The sequence below is a fragment of the Paenibacillus sp. BT-177 genome, assembly GCF_025846815.2.
Classification (GTDB): Bacteria; Bacillota; Bacilli; order Paenibacillales; family Paenibacillaceae; genus Paenibacillus; species Paenibacillus polymyxa_C.
In genome coordinates, this window is record NZ_JAOYTP010000001.1 from 1309850 (window position 1) to 1325750 (window position 15901).

Consider the following 15901-nt stretch of genomic DNA (forward strand, 5'->3'; position numbering starts at 1 on the left):
CATAGTCGGCCTGCCTTATTGAAGCAAGGACGACGCATCATTATCAGGCAGTTCATGATTGGATTTATAAGGATACCCGGCTTGGTAAGAAATGAACTGCATTTGTACATGAGTCACCTGTGGAAAACGGGCTAACAGTAAATTTTTGGCTCGATCGGCAATTTCCTGCGCTTCCTGCACCGTAATCCGCGGGTTAACACTTATCGTTACATCCACTGTTATGAAATGGCCCGTTTCCTGAGCATGTAAGTGTTCAACCGTTACAATACCATATACTCGTTGAATCGTCTCCATAAAGCGCTGGGAGTCTTCCTCCCGCAAGGGCTGTGCAGGTGCCTGATAAGCGGTATTCATCACCAGCAGATACCCTTTACGCAGCACCAGACAGGCTACCAGCAAAGCTGCAGTTGGATCAAGATACAATAATGCAGGCCATTCCATTGCTTCGCCAGTCATTGCACCGATCATACCGATCAATGCAATCAGCGATGCATACAGCGAGTACCGTTCATGGTTAGCGTACCGATCTGCTTCCGCTTTATGGCCATGTTTAATCGAATAGCGATATTGAAACTGAAATAACGCTTCTCTCAACACCAGGGCAATTAACACGGTAATTAAAGCATACAGACCGGGAGCCTGCGGTTCCGAACTGCTTAATGAACGAACGGCGGAAATACCTAGCTGAAGTCCGCTCATCAGCACTAAAATAGCCAGCACCACAGATATGACCGTCCGAACTTTTTCACCGTTCCGCAACCGCGCCAGCACTCCGTGATCTGTACCACCCTTGGAGAACAGCAGTTCCTGCAAACGGGAAGCACTATCCGCAGCCGTGTGCAGTGCATCCCCCATCAACGCCTTGCTGTTTGCCGCATAACCGACGGTTCCCTTTAGAACAGCCAGCGCGAGATTACCTACAATCCCGCTCAACGCCGCAGTTTCTAATGATCGGCTGCGTTCGCTATTCACAACGTTTCCCCCTCAATCCTGAACTAACCATTTCCCGATGAAGCTCCAATCCAATATAACCGAATTCTTAAAACTAAACCTTTTACAATCAGGTGTTTTACTATTAGCCACAGCGTAAGGTAAATCTTAAAACCTTAGAAAACCGCGCCCAAGCAGACGCGGCTTTCTCTTTAATTTATACTACTGGTATTTGCGTAACTTAAGACTTTGCAGTTTTGGCTGCTCCACCAGCTGTCGGGGTCTTTTGTTTCCCCTTCAAAGCTACCCACAGTGGGCTGGCAATGAAGATGGAAGAGTAAGCACCGAACAGCAAACCGATCACCATCGCAAGCGAGAACATCCGAATGGATTCGCCGCCGAAAATGAATAGGCAGACAGAGGCAATAAACACTGTAAACACCGTTGCAAGTGAACGCGTCATTGTCTGTGCAATACTGTGATCGACTACTTGCTCCAAGTCGGTTCTGGACTTTTTCTTTGCAAATCGCAGATTTTCCCGAATACGGTCAAAAATAACGACGGTGTCATTAATGGAGAAACCAACAATCGTCAGAATAGCCGTAATAAAGGTCAAATCGACCTCAAGTCGGAAAATGGAGAATATACTAATGACGAGAAACGCATCATGCAGCAACGAAACAATTGCAGCAACTGCAAAACGCCATTCAAAACGGATCGAAATGTAAATAGCAATGGCCACAGAGGCCAGCAAAATCGCCCAGATTGCATTTCGCTCCAGCTCTTGCGCCATTTCCGTATCCACCGTATTGACCTCAAATGATGCCTTTGGATCAAGCTCTTTGTTAAAAGAGGTTTTGAATTCATTCACTTGCTGATCCGTCAATACTTGTGAAAAACGAATGCCGAAGCGCTCTTTACCTGGTGTATAATCCACCTCTTTGCCGATCCCGTTCTTGTCCAGCAAAGTTTGAATCTGTTTTTGTGTAACTGCCTTAGTCAAATTAACATCCACGTTGGAACCGGAACGAAAATCAACCCCGTAATTCAAACCGAATATCGACAAGCTCAAAATACCAAGCAATGTGATGATAATCGAGAATGTATAAAACCACTTGCTCATCTTGACATATTTGTAGTCCCAATTAAAGCGCACTGATATCACTCTCCTTCACACCAAAATACTTGGCCTTCTTCACAGCATCCGCTTTAACTAGCAGATTGAGCAAGAAGCGCGAGAAGAAGATATTCGTCAAAATACTGACGACAATATCAACGATGAGCACGAGAGCGAATCCTCGAACGGAGCCTGTACCCAGACCAAACATGACGGCTGCCGCTATAATTGTCGTAATATTGGCATCCATAACAGTACGGAACGAGGCCTTACTGCCTGCAATGACAGAAGAGCGAATCGTTTTGCCTGACTTGATTTCTTCTTTAATCCGTTCATACGTTATGATATTGGCATCGACTGCCATCCCGATCCCAAGCACGAATGCAGCAATACCTGGAAGTGTAAGCACGAAGCCACCCAAATAGAAGATCGCAAGCACCAGCCAGGTATGAACGATGAGACAGAAGCTGGCTACTAGGCCTGGTACACGGAACATTGCAATCATAAAGATCAGAATGATGATCGAACCGATCAAACCTGCACGGATCGTCTGATCCAGTGACAGCTGACCCAATGTAGCCCCTACGCTCTGAGAATATTTTTCCGTCAGTTTAAGTGGAAGAGCACCCAGGTTTATCGTATCTGCTAGCTTGTTCGCCTCATCACGTGTGTAGTTACCTGTAATCGAAGCACTGCCATCCGTTAACTCTCCACGCACTGTAGGTGCAGACAGTAACTCATCATCCAGGAAAATAGCCAACTCTTTATTCAAAAGTCGCTTTGTGATTTCTGCAAATTTGGCTTTGTCTTTTACTTTGATACTAATCTCAGGTTGATTCAGTTGGTCATAGCCTACAACAGCGCCATTCTCCACAAAATCATTACCACGGAGCTCAATTTTGCTGTATTGACCCGGCTTTTTAGCATCTGCTGCCGTTGCACTACGGAAGGTTAACTCTGCGGGCTTTTTCAGCATGGAGCGGACTTCTGCCTCATTAGAGACACCAGCAAGCCGCACGCGAATACGATTGGTGCCCTCCGTTGTTACTTCCGGCTCAGTCGTACCAAGCGCATTAATCCGTCTCTCCAGACTTTGTGCTGTTTGTATCAGAGACTGGCTGGTTACACGTTGCCCGGCTTCCAAAGGCTGGGCTTCATATAAAATTTCAAAGCCTCCCTTTAAATCGAGGCCTAGTTTTAAACTCTTTAGTAGGCCCGGGCTTGTCCCGACCATAACACCAGTAGTTATGAGCACGACCACGATGAAACTTAGAATTCTCTTCATTCCGTCCCATGTTCCCCTTTCATTCTCAATATTCCTATTATAGCTACCCCTCAAAAAGCAGTCAATTTGAACGCAAAAAAAGACCCCCTTCTATTCGAAAGTGGAGCCCCGTAATGCGGACATCGTCAAATAGTTCATAAAGCTCGTCGCTTTAAGGGAAAGTATATCGTTAACGAGCTTGTGCAGCGGAGGAATACCCTCCTTTTCATATTTATGGCTGACGCAATTCCACACGTCCTTACTGGTGACATGTTCATAGCCTACGAGAATCAGCTCGTCTGCCTTACTTTGACAGAGTATCTCAATTGCGTCATCCCAATCCTGCTCATCCAGCTCTTCCATACCCACGATGGTCGTTCCTCCTCCCAGCGACTATCGGTTCCGCAGATCAGCAATTAGCGGGGTTATTGACTGCTTTATAGAACATTTCTGTCCTGATCTTGGAAAACCCTTCTTTTCGTCGAAAAATAGCCGTAAATCAACAATATATGCATTCATTTCGCTCGTCAATAGCAGAATTCACCACTCTCCCTCTTGTAGTCTGGATCACCTTGTTTCTAAACTGAAAAGCTTGTCATGAACATGGACAGGTCCAGCATATCTTCTAAGGAAACACATAGACGCAGAATTTCATTTTGGGGAAGAGGGAGTTGCGATTGAAAAAGCAGACATTCATTCATGGAGCAATTATTTTATTGGCAGCGGGAATCATCAATCGGCTACTGGGTTTTATTCCCCGAATCGCACTCCCGCGTATCATCGGCCCCGAAGGAGTCGGCTTGTACCAGCAGGGGTATCCCTTTTTTATTGTACTAGTGACTCTTATTACTGGGGGCATCCCTCTTGCGGTAGCCAAGCTTGTAGCTGAAGCTGAAACGGCGGGGCAACCCGAGATGTCACGGCGTATTTTGCACACTAGCTTGCGCTTCACCATTACACTCAGCCTGATCGCCATGGCAATCTGTCTTGTGTTTGCACCTTGGATCACAAGCCATCTCCTGACCGACAGCCGTGTGTATTATACATTCGTAAGTATGAGCCCAATGATTGTCATTGTTGCTGTTTCCTCAGCTTATAGGGGCTATTTTCAAGGAAAACAAAATATGATTCCTTCCGCAAGTTCCTCCATTGCGGAAACCGTCATGCGCATTTTTTGCGTCATTTGGTTTGCTTACTTGTTACTTCCTCATGGTGTAGCCTACGCTGCTGCAGGTGCCATGCTCGGTGCTTTGGCGGGTGAATTCATTGGCATGGTTGTGCTGCTGTGGCAATATGCCTGGAACCAGCGAAAAGATCACATTCTTCAACCAAAGGCCCCTTTACCCTCAAAGGTTCATACCGAGCAATTATCCGTTTTGTCACGTCTTATGTCGATATCCGTTCCCGTTACTGCTGGAAGACTTGTCGGTTCCTTATCTTATTTGCTCGAATCTATCTTATGCATGCGTAGCCTCGCCGTAGCAGGCATTGCAACTGGCGTGGCAACCGCACAATATGGAGCCATGCAAGGCATGGTTATTCCTGTGTTATTACTACCTGGGGCCCTTACCAGTTCGCTGGCTGTTTCACTCGTGCCTTCGTTATCCGAAGCAGCAGCGAAAGGGCATATTACTGCCATTCACAAACGTTTGCATCAATCGCTTCGGCTTGCTTTAGTCGCAGGAGCTCCATTTGCCGTAATTATGTATGTATTAGCAGAGCCGCTGTGTCTGCTGCTCTACAATAACGGCGATATTGCAGGCATGCTTAAACTCATGGCCCCCTTTGCACTTTTTATGTACATTCAGGCCCCGCTTCAGGCAGCACTTCAGGCGTTAGACCGCCCTGGAAGTGCCTTATTGAACACCTTTATCGGAGCCATTATCAAAATTGTGCTGATTGTATGGCTTGCTTCTCAGCCTCAGTACGGTATCTACGGAGCTGTCATCGCCATCTGTATTAACAGTGCTATCGTTACCCTCCTACATGGCTTCAGTGTCAGCAGACTGCTTCGCTTTCGTGTACGTTTACTTGACTTCTGGAAAACCGGGATGGGCATGATCATTATGGCGGCAGCGGTATTATATACCTACAGACATTTAACGATTTTCGATCAAATGTGGCTCCAATTTATGTTTGCCGCAGGCTTGGGAATTATTCTCTACCTTTTCCTGATGACCTTGATCAAAATGATCGACTGGGACAACCTCACACGCATTCCAATACTGAGAAGATGGTTTAAAGCATAAAAAAAGCTAATCCAAAGATTCTCCATAGGCCGGTGGTGTAATATACACATCCCCTCTATGGTTGACCGAGCATAAGAAAACATCCTTAAAATCTTTGTGACCCTTCGCTTGAATCTGATTTTTAAGCCAAAAACGGTTCATATCCATCCGTTCCAAATTTCGATCCAGCACCTTGCCGTCCATAATTAATGGAATCGGTAGTCCCTCATATCTAAACTTTCCACCGATTTGTGGAGAAGGGTGGACTTTATTTTCCTGTTGTTCTTTGCTTATCAAATCATTTTTGTTTTGTTCCTGCTTTATTTTTTCGTGTTTAGCGCCATTGTAAATATCCTTGTCAATCACCGTAAGTTTACCTGTTGTTTCCAAAATGACATATTCAACCTCATCCAAACTTTCTATATTTTGTTCACGAAGTTGTAACAGCAAGTCATCTAAGTTGTAACGTTGCTTCGCCATTTCGTCCTTGTTTAGTTGTCCATTTGAGTACAATACACTGGGCCTACCATCAAATAGTAAGCGCAGACGCCGACTTTTCAGACTGAAATAGGAAATTCCGATTTGCAAAATTAACAGCACTCCTAAAGGAATCAACCCTTCATAAAGTGGACGTTTTATATCCTCCAGGCTGAATACAGCAATTTCCGCAATCATAATGGATATGACGAGATCGAAAACAGACAATTTTCCGATCTCCCTTTTACCCATCAAACGCATCACCAGATATACAATAAAATACATGAGCAGCGTCCGAAAAATATGAGCAAAAATATCGTGACTCAATAGGCTCGCCTCCTCTCCTGTACTTGCGACAAGACATTAGTCGTTCATTGTACACGTATTCTGACCGTTCCTCATTCGGCTCATACAAAAAACAAAAGGCTAAATTATTGAAATAAAGAGAAAGACTGCTTACGACTTGGTACTAACCCGGGAAGCTTGGCCATAGAATGATAATAGTTCAAACCTTGGTACAGGAGGAATTATCCATGGAGCTCATTCGCCGCTGGTGTTCGTTTCGTCTGGCCCATCCCATTTTATCCGGCTTATTTTATGCCTTTGCATGGATGCTGTTTGGCGCATTGATTCTTTCAATACTCTTGTGGATGACACAGATGCAAGAACAGGACTTATCATTGTATACGTACATCGTCCACGCATTCGCTATGCTATCTGGTGGCTTCGTCGCCGGTAAAAGATCCACGAACAAAGGCTGGTATCAAGGAGGTATTACAGGCATTCTGTATGGACTAATCGTTCTTCTGGTCGGTTTTTTGGCATTGGATGCAGGCATGAACGGTAAAGACCTGCTGCACTTAGGAATCGCGTTTGTTATAGGAGCAGGTGGCGGGATGTTTGGCATTAACTTTAGTAAGTAAGTCAACATGTATGTAACACAAAAAAACCGAGCCTCCTCAAAGGCTCGGTTTTTGCATAACAATCGCATATTACGATTTAGAAACAACTTCCTCAGATGCAGTGTCTTTTGCAATCGCATTACTAATTGCACTGCGGTCAAAGGTCAGCTTCGTCACATCATTCACACGCAAAACAACCACATCGTCCGTAATCTCCACAATTGTACCGTGAAGACCTCCGATTGTAATTACTTTATCTCCCTTTTTCAAAGCTTGAAGCATCGATTGACGCTGCTTTTGTTTTTTCTGATTCGGACGAATCAGCAAGAAATAGAAGATTACAAACATCAGAGCCAGCGGCCAGATCATTTGAAAAAGTCCGCCAGCTCCACCTTGTGCAGTTGCAGCTGTAGCAAAATGAAACACATTAAATCCCCCTTTCGTATACTCTCCCCTAAAACTTAAAAGCCTTTATCATTATCATGAAGACCGTACTGCTCAAAAAATTCATCGCGGAAATCAAGCAGCCTGTCATCCATAATCGCTTGTCTGACATTACGCATCAATTGTATTAAGAAATGCAAGTTATGATACGTTGTCAGTCGGAGCCCGAAGGTTTCATCTGCTTTAATTAAATGTCGCAAGTAAGCACGTGAATAATTGCGACAAGTGTAGCAATCACAAGCCGGATCAAGCGGGCCAAAATCATTTGCATAATTCGCATTCCGAACAACAAGACGTCCTTGACTTGTCATCGTTGTTCCGTTGCGAGCAATTCGGGTTGGAAGTACACAATCGAACATATCCACACCACGAATGGAGCCTTCAATCAAAGCATCCGGCGAACCAACGCCCATCAGATAACGTGGTTTGTTAGTAGGAAGCAGAGGAACCGTGTAATCGAGCACTTCATACATCAAATGCTTAGGTTCACCTACACTCAGTCCACCAATAGCATACCCCGGGAAATCCATGGAAGTCAAATCTGCCGCACTTTGCTTACGCAGATCTTCATGCATGCCTCCTTGTACAATGGCGAACAGCCCTTGATCATGTGGACGCGCATGTGCCTCCAAACAACGCTCAGCCCAACGGCTGGTGCGCTCCAGTGACTTTTTAACGTATTCATACTCAGCCGGAAACGGTGGACATTCATCAAAGGCCATCATAATATCCGAGCCAAGCGAGTTTTGGACTTCCATCGCCACTTCCGGAGAAAGAAACTTCTTATCTCCATTTAGATGAGAGCGGAAATGAACACCTTCCTCTGAAATCTTACGCATTTCACTTAAGGAAAACACTTGGAATCCGCCGCTGTCTGTTAAAATAGGACGATCCCAATTCATAAACTTGTGCAGTCCGCCCGCTTCTCGGATAATATCATGACCAGGACGAAGAAACAGATGGTACGTATTACTCAAAATAATATGAGCATCCATCGCTTTCAGTTCCTCAGGGCTCATCGTTTTAACAGTTGCTTGAGTTCCCACGGGCATAAAGGTTGGAGTCTCAATAACTCCGTGAGGCGTGTGTACACGCCCAAGACGTGCTCCTGATTGCTTGCAGGTCTTAATATGTTCGTATCTTATTGCTGGTGCCATATTTTCTCTACCATCCTTAATTAATAAATGAACATAGCGTCCCCGAAGCTAAAGAACCGATATTTTTGGTCAATCGCCTCCTGGTAAGCATGCATAATATTCTTTCTGCCAGCCAGTGCGCTGACCAGCATAACCAAGGTGGACTTAGGCAAATGAAAATTCGTAATCATTGCATCCACCACACGGAATTTATAGCCTGGATAAATAAAAATCTGTGTCCAGCCACTGCTGGCCTGTAGTACACCATCTACGAAGTTATTGCCCACCGTCTCCAGCGTTCGGCAACTGGTTGTTCCCACTGCCACGACTCTTCCGCCGCGCGCCTTGGTTGCATTGAGTACATCCGCCGTTTCCTGTGACAATGAATAGTATTCTTCATGCATGACATGCTCTTCAATCGTATCCACCGACATCGGTCTGAACGTCCCTAAACCGACATGAAGTGTGATAAAGGCAACCGTAACGCCCTTCTCTTTAATCCGGTCCAGTAATTCTTCGGTAAAATGTAACCCTGCCGTTGGAGCCGCAGCAGAACCTTCGTGCCGAGCATAAACGGTTTGATACCGCTCACGATCATCCAGCTGTTCCTTAATATACGGAGGAAGCGGCATCTGCCCTAAGCGATCCAGGATCTCCTGAAAAATACCATCATATGAAAATGAAAGTACCCTTCCGCCCATATCTCCTTCTTCCTCAATAATTGCCTTCAGCTCATCACCGAAAACAATAACAGCTCCCTTTTTCAGCTTTTTGCCGGGTTTCACCAATGCTTCCCATCGGTCTCCCTCCAGTTGTTTAAGCAGCAAAACCTCGGCCTTAGCCCCGGTGTCTTGCTTGATGCCAAACAAACGTGCAGGAATTACTCTGGTATCATTCAGAACCAGCGTATCCCCTGGCTGAAGATACTGCACAATATCCGAAAATGTATGATGTCCCACTTCACCGTTGTTTTTGTTTAACATCAGTAATCTAGAAGCGGTCCGCTCAAGCAAAGGCGTCTGTGCAATTAATGTTTCAGGTAGTTCAAAATCGTAATCATTTACGTTCATATATTGGTCAGTCCTTAACTATATCCACATTTTTGTAATAGTGTTGCAAAATTTTCTTGTAATCATACCCCTGCTCTGCCAATCCATTGGCCCCCCATTGTGATAAGCCCAAGCCATGACCATTCCCTTTACCTGTAAAAATAAAGCTTTGCGTTTTGTCGATGACTCGTGCATGGCGATCTTCATTCATGACGACCACCCCGTTACCACTTAAAGTGCTGCTGCCAGATGCCGACAGAATTTGGGTACCTTGTGTGCCGCTTACATGAGTAGTAGCTCCATCAGCGCCTAATACAGTATAACTGCCGGTACTCGCAATATCAAACAGTGTGCTTGGTAGTCCCCCCATCGCTGAGCGATACATGTCCGGATACTTCACTTTTAGAGGAGTTCCATCTGCTTCAACCTCCAACACTCGACCTGACGGACCCCGTTTGGTAACATCAAGGTGATTAACAGAGGACGGTACTGTGCCAGTTATTTTCCCTTGCAAGGACTTAGCAATCTGAGCTGCTGTAAAGGGCCCTCTAACCCATGCATAGTCTCCGGATTGAGGCACCTTTTCCAGAACAATCATCTCTTCACCCGGCTGCGCCTTTGCTACGGGTGTAACCGTTGATTGGATTTGAGGAATAGGACGCACATTTGTATTTTCCGCAGTGACGGTGATTTTGTCTAACCCCGCTTCTGTGACTCCCTCCAGCTCCTTAGCGTTATCCTCGCGGATATAACCTGTCTTGCCATTGGAGAGAAGTACATGATACCACTCCTGTGCTCCTTTTTGCGCTGAGGTATCTCCTGAGCTGTCCACGCTCGCAAACGCTTCGCCACCACTATTCCACACTTCGGAAACATCTGCTGTAACACCACCCGCATTAGAGGAGAATACAGCTTCGACCACTTTGCCGCCACTCTTAATAACTTCACCAGCTGTTGCATCTACAGCCTCGTTGACATTTGCATGTTCTGAGCTCTTACCATTGTAAGCTTGGCTTAGCGTGCCATCTACCACATTGCCGATCTGAAACCGATTGCCTTGGGCAAGCGCATAACTGCGAGCCGCTACCGCTTGAGCCTTAAGCGCTTCAGCTGGCCATGAGGAATAGACTTCTGCTCCAACTACGGAATACAAATACTGCTCCAAAGGGACTTCATTCACAAGCGCCAGCTGTCCTGACGTTATGCCAATCTCCATGTCGCCGCGATATGTACGCTGTGACCTTTCGACCACTTGGATTCCATTATTACCGCCGTTGACAATTATCTTGCTATTATTAGAGCCACTTAGCATGTAATGAGGCATCACCTGTGAGCCTGTCGTTACTCCTGCTTCCTGTCTTAGGATAAGACCAGTTTGAGTAGTATTCACTTTGGAAAGGGTGAGTCTAGGCTGCTTGCTCTCCAGCTCTGTTTTCAAGGCCGACAGCTTACTGTCATTACTTTCTTCTCCAACCCATACAGCATACTGGCCTCTTGATTGAATTACGGTAAAAGCATCAAAACCTGCGGCAGCAATTGTCGTGCGAACGAGATTAGCCTCCTGCTCGCTTCCGTAGCTTCCCGTCGACCAATGTTTGTTTCCCTTAACTTCGGCCTGTGCTCCGGTTGCTGAGGAAATCCGCTGCACAGCAGCCTGTGCCGACTGTTCACTAGCATATAATCCCGCATACACTTGATAGACAGAGCCACCGTTTTTTGAACCAATAAAAACAGTAGGTTTATCATTAGTCTTTTGCAGAGCTTGAGCCGCTTTTATCGCAGCCGCTTCATTTCCTTCAAGCACCTTCACTCGATAGCTGTCTACACTAAAACGAGCCGTACTGTCTGGCAGTGCCATCCAAGCCTGAAAGCTGCCCCCACTGTTCTGGCCAACACTCAGGCTCCCTGATGATTTCAAAGTTACAGCGGGAACTGTCGCTTTATATTTGCTGCCTAGATCCGCAAAGATCACTACACGAATATCCTCTTGGGCGGCAGCAGCCTGAACAGCTGAAGGCCAAGGTATGCAAGCTGTAGCTAATACCATAATCAAAGCTGCTCGTTTGAGCCGGCCTGTCCACGCTCCGAAATTTTTATTTCGGTTCAATGTATCTCCACTCATTTCTAGCTCCCCCAATTCTAGCTGACTAGCACTTATATTACATGATTTATCGGGATCTCGACCCGCGTCTATCCCTTTAAATACATCGGCGGAATAAACTAAAATTTGAACCCGCTTGAATCGGACTTATACACTTCTTAGCTCAATTCATCTGTCTAATCCACTTCATATCGTCATACTTACGAATAACACTCAATGATTTTTAAAAGTGCACTATAATTTCCTAGTCACCGTGGGTCTGTTGGCACGGGAATTCCAAGGTGAGCATATGCCGCCGGAGTCACCGTTCGTCCGCGAGGTGTTCTTTGTAAAAGGCCAATTTGTAACAAATAAGGCTCGTACACATCCTCAATCGTCTGGCTCTCTTCGCCAATGGTCGCAGCAATGGTGTCCAATCCTACAGGCCCGCCTCGGAATGAATGAATCATAGCCTTAAGCATTTTATGGTCAATTTCATCCAGCCCAAGTGGATCTATTTGAAGTCTCTTTAGTGCCTCTGCAGCCAACTCTGAATGAATAATACCGTCTCCGGCAACTTGGGCAAAATCACGTACCCTTTTTAACAGTCGGTTGGCAATCCGCGGTGTCCCCCGTGAACGCAATGCGATTTCCTCCGCTGCATCCCCGACAATCTCGATTTCCATAATATCCGCATTCCTAGACACGATGTAAGCCAGCTCGTCTGTCGTATAAAACTCTAATCGACTAATAACGCCAAATCGGTCACGCAATGGCGCAGAGAGCAACCCAGCGCGTGTAGTAGCGCCTATAAGAGTAAAGGGCGGTAAATCCAAACGAACTGAACGTGCACTTGGGCCTTTGCCAATCATAATGTCCAGTGCAAAATCTTCCATCGCCGGATACATGACTTCTTCCACTGTACGGTGAAGGCGATGAATTTCATCAATGAACAAAACATCACCCTCTTGAAGGTTGGTCAGCAATGCTGCCAAATCTCCCGGTCTTTCAATTGCAGGACCTGAAGTTGTACGTAAATTAACCCCTAACTCATTGGCGATAATGTTAGCCAAAGTGGTTTTACCCAATCCGGGCGGTCCGTACAACAATACATGGTCCAACGCTTCTTTACGCATCTTGGCCGCTTCAATATATACTTTCAGATTTTCCTTGACCTGATTTTGCCCGATATATTCATTTAGATAACGGGGGCGAAGGCTTAACTCCGCCGTCTGGTCTTCCATCATCAAATTGGCGGAAATAATCCGGTCATCCACATTCCATCGCTCCTCTTTTTACCAGATTTCTATTCACGGACAACAGCGTCCTATCCGGCAAACAACAGTTGCAAAGCCCGTTTCATCAAAATGTCGGCAGAATCATCAGGTTTCGCATCTTTCTTCATTTTGCTCCATACCTTATCTAACTCAGCATCCGTGTAACCGAGTGCTTTAAGCGCTTCACGCGCCTCACTCCAGTACGAACCTTCGCCTTCTTCTACAACAGGCTCCGCAAACAATCCGGTAGCCATTCCTAACGTCCCAATACCGTCCAGCTTGTCTTTTAAATCTAGAATCATACGTTGTGCCGTCTTTTTACCGATCCCCGGTAATTTGGTGAGAAATGTGATATTCTCCTGATAAATCGCCGTCACCACATGCGCAGGCGTACCGCCTCCCAAAATACCAAGAGCCACCCGTGGTCCAATACCAGACACATCGATCAATTTACGGAATAATTGCTGCTCCTCACGGGTTGCAAACCCAAACAGTAAAATAGCATCTTCCCTTACATGATGGTGAGTGTAAATAACCACCGGTCCTTCCGTTTTGGCGAAGGCGTAAGGATTCGGACAAAATACCCGATACCCTACACCCTGCACATCCAAAACGACATATTCATTTTCCAAGTGAGCTACAGAACCACGCAAGAAATCTATCATTTTCGTAATACCTCATTTAATTTTGAATTTAGTCCATAGGAATGCGCATGACAAATAGCCACTGCCAAAGCATCCGCTACATCATCCGGTTTGGGCACAGCCTGGAGCTTTAGAAACATTCTAACCATCTCCTGTACCTGCTTCTTCTCCGCCTTGCCATACCCTACAATAGCCTGCTTTACCTGCATGGGCGTGTATTCCCCTATAGGCAAATTACGTTGTTTGGCAGCCAGTACCAGTACCCCACGTGCCTGGCTTACAGACATAGCCGTTGTAACATTGCGATTGAAAAAGAGCTTCTCCAATGCTACCGCATCCGGCTTATACTTATCAATTAATTGCAACATGCCTTCATACACGTGAAGCAGCCTGTCTTCTTCGGGGGTATGTGCCTCCGTCTGGATGCAGCCATACTGCACAGGAACCACCTTACTGCCAACCTTGTCTACAAACCCGAAGCCCACAATGGCAATACCCGGATCAATTCCTAGAAAACGCAAAAAAATCTCTCCCCTATGGCTCAAACATGGCGTAACTAACCAACAGTCAGTACTATCGTCAATATACATGACCAAATCCCATATAAAGCGAACATATGTGTCGTTCTTTTTATTATAACAAAACTTTGTATCTAATAGAGGAAAAAATTCAACCATGAGTGAAAACATAAAAAGAGACGCTACAAACCTCACCTCATGGGCAAAGCCTAACGTCTCCGTACTTATAATCAATAATGTTGCTTTAATACCCTCTGTGTTCGCTCCACTGCGAAGTCACTAAAAGTGGAAATTACACTGTTATACTCATTTATATCCTGTACACGGATTCCCTGCTGAAGTTGTTTATATACCCCTTCCGGCAAGGCCGTCTCCATAGACCCTATATCCAATTGAAAAAAAGTACGAATTACTTTTTCCTTTTTAGGCAGCCCTTCAAACAGTGTAAGCTGTCCATCAGTGCTTAAGCCCATATATGCACGCTCTTTGCATGACTCCGACAGATCTTCCACCCTACGCTCCAGCCACACTTCTCCTTTAGTATTAAGCCGTCCCTTCCAATCGGGATGTTGCTTCAGCAAACTTTCCAGTTGTTGTGAACTTAACGTTCCCAAGGAAGTGGTCTCCGTACCACATACGTAGGTAGTTAACAAACGGGTCTTCCTGCTTATACCGGAAGCATGAATACTTTGCAATAGCTGCATCTGCAAGGAGCGGTCTTCGGTAGAAGTATAATTTGGTGACTCCTCCTCCATCTCTGCCATAACGGGAGTAGCCAGTGGTTGCGACAGCATAGCCTGCATATGATTTGAAAACAGAATACCCAACCCTGCCAGTAAGCAAGCCGCACCCAAAATAGTACATGCCCACACTGTTCTTCTCCACTGTTTCCAGCGCCGTTTCATCTGTTTTTTCCAACTTAATCGCTTCACAGTAATCCCTTCCGTCCCACTTTTTGTGTTAGTGTGACCTGAAGATTACTGATTTATACAAAAGATAATAACAAAAAAGTCGCTGCTTCCAGCGACTTCCTATTGAATCGGGATGACACGATTTGAACATGCGACCCCCTGGTCCCAAACCAGGTGCTCTACCAAGCTGAGCTACATCCCGAAATAGATGCCGGTGAGAGGACTCGAACCTCCACGGTTTCCCTCACGATTTTGAGTCGCGCGCGTCTGCCAATTCCGCCACACCGGCTTATGAAGTTAATGGCGCGCCCTGAGAGATTCGAACTCCCGGCCTTTTGATTCGTAGTCAAACGCTCTATCCAGCTGAGCTAAGGGCGCAAATATGGAGCGGACGACGGGAATCGAACCCGCGACCCTCGCCTTGGCAAGGCGATGCTCTACCGCTGAGCCACGTCCGCAATACAATTATATCCATGACGTATAAGTACATGAATGGTGAGCCATGAAGGACTCGAACCTTCGACACCCTGATTAAAAGTCAGGTGCTCTACCAACTGAGCTAATGGCTCCCAACAGGGTAATGTAACTTTGTGAAAATGGCGGAACTGACGGGATTCGAACCCGCGATCTCCTGCGTGACAGGCAGGCATGTTAGGCCTCTACACCACAGTTCCATAATAATTTTCATTAAAAAGTTAATTGGTTGCGGGGGCAGGATTTGAACCTGCGACCTTCGGGTTATGAGCCCGACGAGCTACCGAACTGCTCCACCCCGCGGCAATAGTAGGGAAGTCTATTAAAAATAAATGGTGGAGGCTGAGGGGATCGAACCCCCGACCCTCTGCTTGTAAGGCAGATGCTCTCCCAGCTGAGCTAAGCCTCCATACTACTATGACCCGTAGGGGATTCGAACCCCTGTTACCT

General features: G+C 46.0%; 15 protein-coding genes and 8 tRNA genes. 2 read left to right on the forward strand and 21 right to left on the reverse strand.

Features of this window, described 5'->3' with window-relative positions; translation table 11 throughout:
* Positions 1 to 15: 15 nt before the first annotated feature.
* The 4 genes from OIU26_RS05955 to OIU26_RS05970 all read right to left on the reverse strand — a co-directional run bounded on the left by OIU26_RS05955 (position 16) and on the right by OIU26_RS05970 (position 3680).
* Entirely contained in the window at positions 16 to 972 is a 957-nt protein-coding gene (locus tag OIU26_RS05955; protein ID WP_264216231.1) for a cation diffusion facilitator family transporter, read from the reverse strand.
* A 199-nt stretch (positions 973 to 1171) separates the two neighbouring features.
* Positions 1172 to 2086 (reverse strand): protein translocase subunit SecF, encoded by a 915-nt coding sequence (gene secF / locus OIU26_RS05960; protein ID WP_081275973.1) that lies wholly within the window; start codon positions 2084 to 2086, stop codon positions 1172 to 1174.
* The gene (gene secD / locus OIU26_RS05965; protein ID WP_264216232.1) at positions 2076 to 3332 is read right to left on the reverse strand and encodes a protein translocase subunit SecD; all 1257 of its coding nucleotides are present in this window, start codon (positions 3330 to 3332) and stop codon (positions 2076 to 2078) included. The genes secF and secD overlap by 11 nt, the downstream gene beginning before the upstream one ends.
* Positions 3333 to 3422: 90 nt before the next feature.
* Positions 3423 to 3680 carry a post-transcriptional regulator gene (locus OIU26_RS05970; protein ID WP_013372642.1) on the reverse strand — a complete coding sequence of 86 codons (258 nt, stop codon included), beginning with the start codon at positions 3678 to 3680 and terminating at the stop codon, positions 3423 to 3425.
* A 308-nt stretch (positions 3681 to 3988) separates the two neighbouring features.
* Between OIU26_RS05970 and spoVB the strand changes: the two genes are divergently transcribed.
* Positions 3989 to 5560, forward strand: coding sequence for a stage V sporulation protein B (gene spoVB, locus OIU26_RS05975; RefSeq protein ID WP_264216233.1), 1572 nt, complete (start codon positions 3989 to 3991; stop codon positions 5558 to 5560).
* Positions 5561 to 5566: 6 nt separating this feature from the next.
* Here the strand turns inward: spoVB and OIU26_RS05980 are convergent, their stop codons facing one another.
* On the reverse strand, positions 5567 to 6343 hold the full coding sequence (locus OIU26_RS05980; RefSeq protein ID WP_264216234.1) for a DUF421 domain-containing protein: 777 nt from the start codon (positions 6341 to 6343) through the stop codon (positions 5567 to 5569).
* 206 nt (positions 6344 to 6549) lie between these two features.
* On the opposite strand from OIU26_RS05980, the gene OIU26_RS05985 reads away from it, so the two are divergent.
* Positions 6550 to 6939 carry a TIGR04086 family membrane protein gene (locus OIU26_RS05985; RefSeq protein WP_013372645.1) on the forward strand — a complete coding sequence of 130 codons (390 nt, stop codon included), beginning with the start codon at positions 6550 to 6552 and terminating at the stop codon, positions 6937 to 6939.
* A gap of 69 nt (positions 6940 to 7008) precedes the next feature.
* Here OIU26_RS05985 and yajC read toward each other — a convergent pair whose 3' ends face one another.
* The 16 genes from yajC to OIU26_RS06065 all read right to left on the reverse strand — a co-directional run bounded on the left by yajC (position 7009) and on the right by OIU26_RS06065 (position 15860).
* Entirely contained in the window at positions 7009 to 7344 is a 336-nt protein-coding gene (gene yajC / locus OIU26_RS05990) for a preprotein translocase subunit YajC (protein WP_264216235.1), read from the reverse strand.
* Positions 7345 to 7379: 35 nt separating this feature from the next.
* On the reverse strand, positions 7380 to 8519 hold the full coding sequence (gene tgt / locus OIU26_RS05995; RefSeq protein ID WP_264216236.1) for a tRNA guanosine(34) transglycosylase Tgt: 1140 nt from the start codon (positions 8517 to 8519) through the stop codon (positions 7380 to 7382).
* 20 nt (positions 8520 to 8539) lie between these two features.
* The gene (gene queA / locus OIU26_RS06000; RefSeq protein ID WP_264216237.1) at positions 8540 to 9568 is read right to left on the reverse strand and encodes a tRNA preQ1(34) S-adenosylmethionine ribosyltransferase-isomerase QueA; all 1029 of its coding nucleotides are present in this window, start codon (positions 9566 to 9568) and stop codon (positions 8540 to 8542) included.
* Between the two features lie 7 nt (positions 9569 to 9575).
* Complete coding sequence (locus tag OIU26_RS06005) at positions 9576 to 11669, reverse strand: SpoIID/LytB domain-containing protein (RefSeq protein ID WP_264216238.1); 2094 nt, start codon at positions 11667 to 11669, stop codon at positions 9576 to 9578.
* Positions 11670 to 11896: 227 nt separating this feature from the next.
* Positions 11897 to 12904, reverse strand: a complete 1008-nt coding sequence (gene ruvB / locus OIU26_RS06010; protein ID WP_264216239.1) for a Holliday junction branch migration DNA helicase RuvB — start codon at positions 12902 to 12904, stop codon at positions 11897 to 11899.
* Positions 12905 to 12954: 50 nt separating this feature from the next.
* Positions 12955 to 13569: a Holliday junction branch migration protein RuvA gene (gene ruvA / locus OIU26_RS06015; protein ID WP_264216240.1), complete on the reverse strand. Its 615-nt coding sequence runs from the start codon at positions 13567 to 13569 to the stop codon at positions 12955 to 12957.
* Entirely contained in the window at positions 13566 to 14069 is a 504-nt protein-coding gene (gene ruvC / locus OIU26_RS06020; protein WP_016819144.1) for a crossover junction endodeoxyribonuclease RuvC, read from the reverse strand. The genes ruvA and ruvC overlap by 4 nt, the downstream gene beginning before the upstream one ends.
* Positions 14070 to 14296: 227 nt before the next feature.
* Positions 14297 to 14998, reverse strand: a complete 702-nt coding sequence (locus tag OIU26_RS06025) for a BofC C-terminal domain-containing protein (RefSeq protein WP_264216241.1) — start codon at positions 14996 to 14998, stop codon at positions 14297 to 14299.
* A 107-nt stretch (positions 14999 to 15105) separates the two neighbouring features.
* A tRNA-Pro gene (locus OIU26_RS06030) sits at positions 15106 to 15179 on the reverse strand.
* Positions 15180 to 15186: 7 nt separating this feature from the next.
* Positions 15187 to 15266 (reverse strand) — tRNA-Leu (locus tag OIU26_RS06035).
* A 12-nt stretch (positions 15267 to 15278) separates the two neighbouring features.
* Positions 15279 to 15355, reverse strand: a tRNA-Arg gene (locus tag OIU26_RS06040).
* 5 nt (positions 15356 to 15360) lie between these two features.
* A tRNA-Gly gene (locus OIU26_RS06045) sits at positions 15361 to 15435 on the reverse strand.
* 35 nt (positions 15436 to 15470) lie between these two features.
* Positions 15471 to 15546, reverse strand: a tRNA-Lys gene (locus tag OIU26_RS06050).
* Between the two features lie 28 nt (positions 15547 to 15574).
* Positions 15575 to 15651, reverse strand: a tRNA-Asp gene (locus OIU26_RS06055).
* A 26-nt stretch (positions 15652 to 15677) separates the two neighbouring features.
* A tRNA-Met gene (locus OIU26_RS06060) sits at positions 15678 to 15754 on the reverse strand.
* A gap of 30 nt (positions 15755 to 15784) precedes the next feature.
* A tRNA-Val gene (locus tag OIU26_RS06065) sits at positions 15785 to 15860 on the reverse strand.
* Between the last annotated feature and the right edge of the window lie 41 nt (positions 15861 to 15901).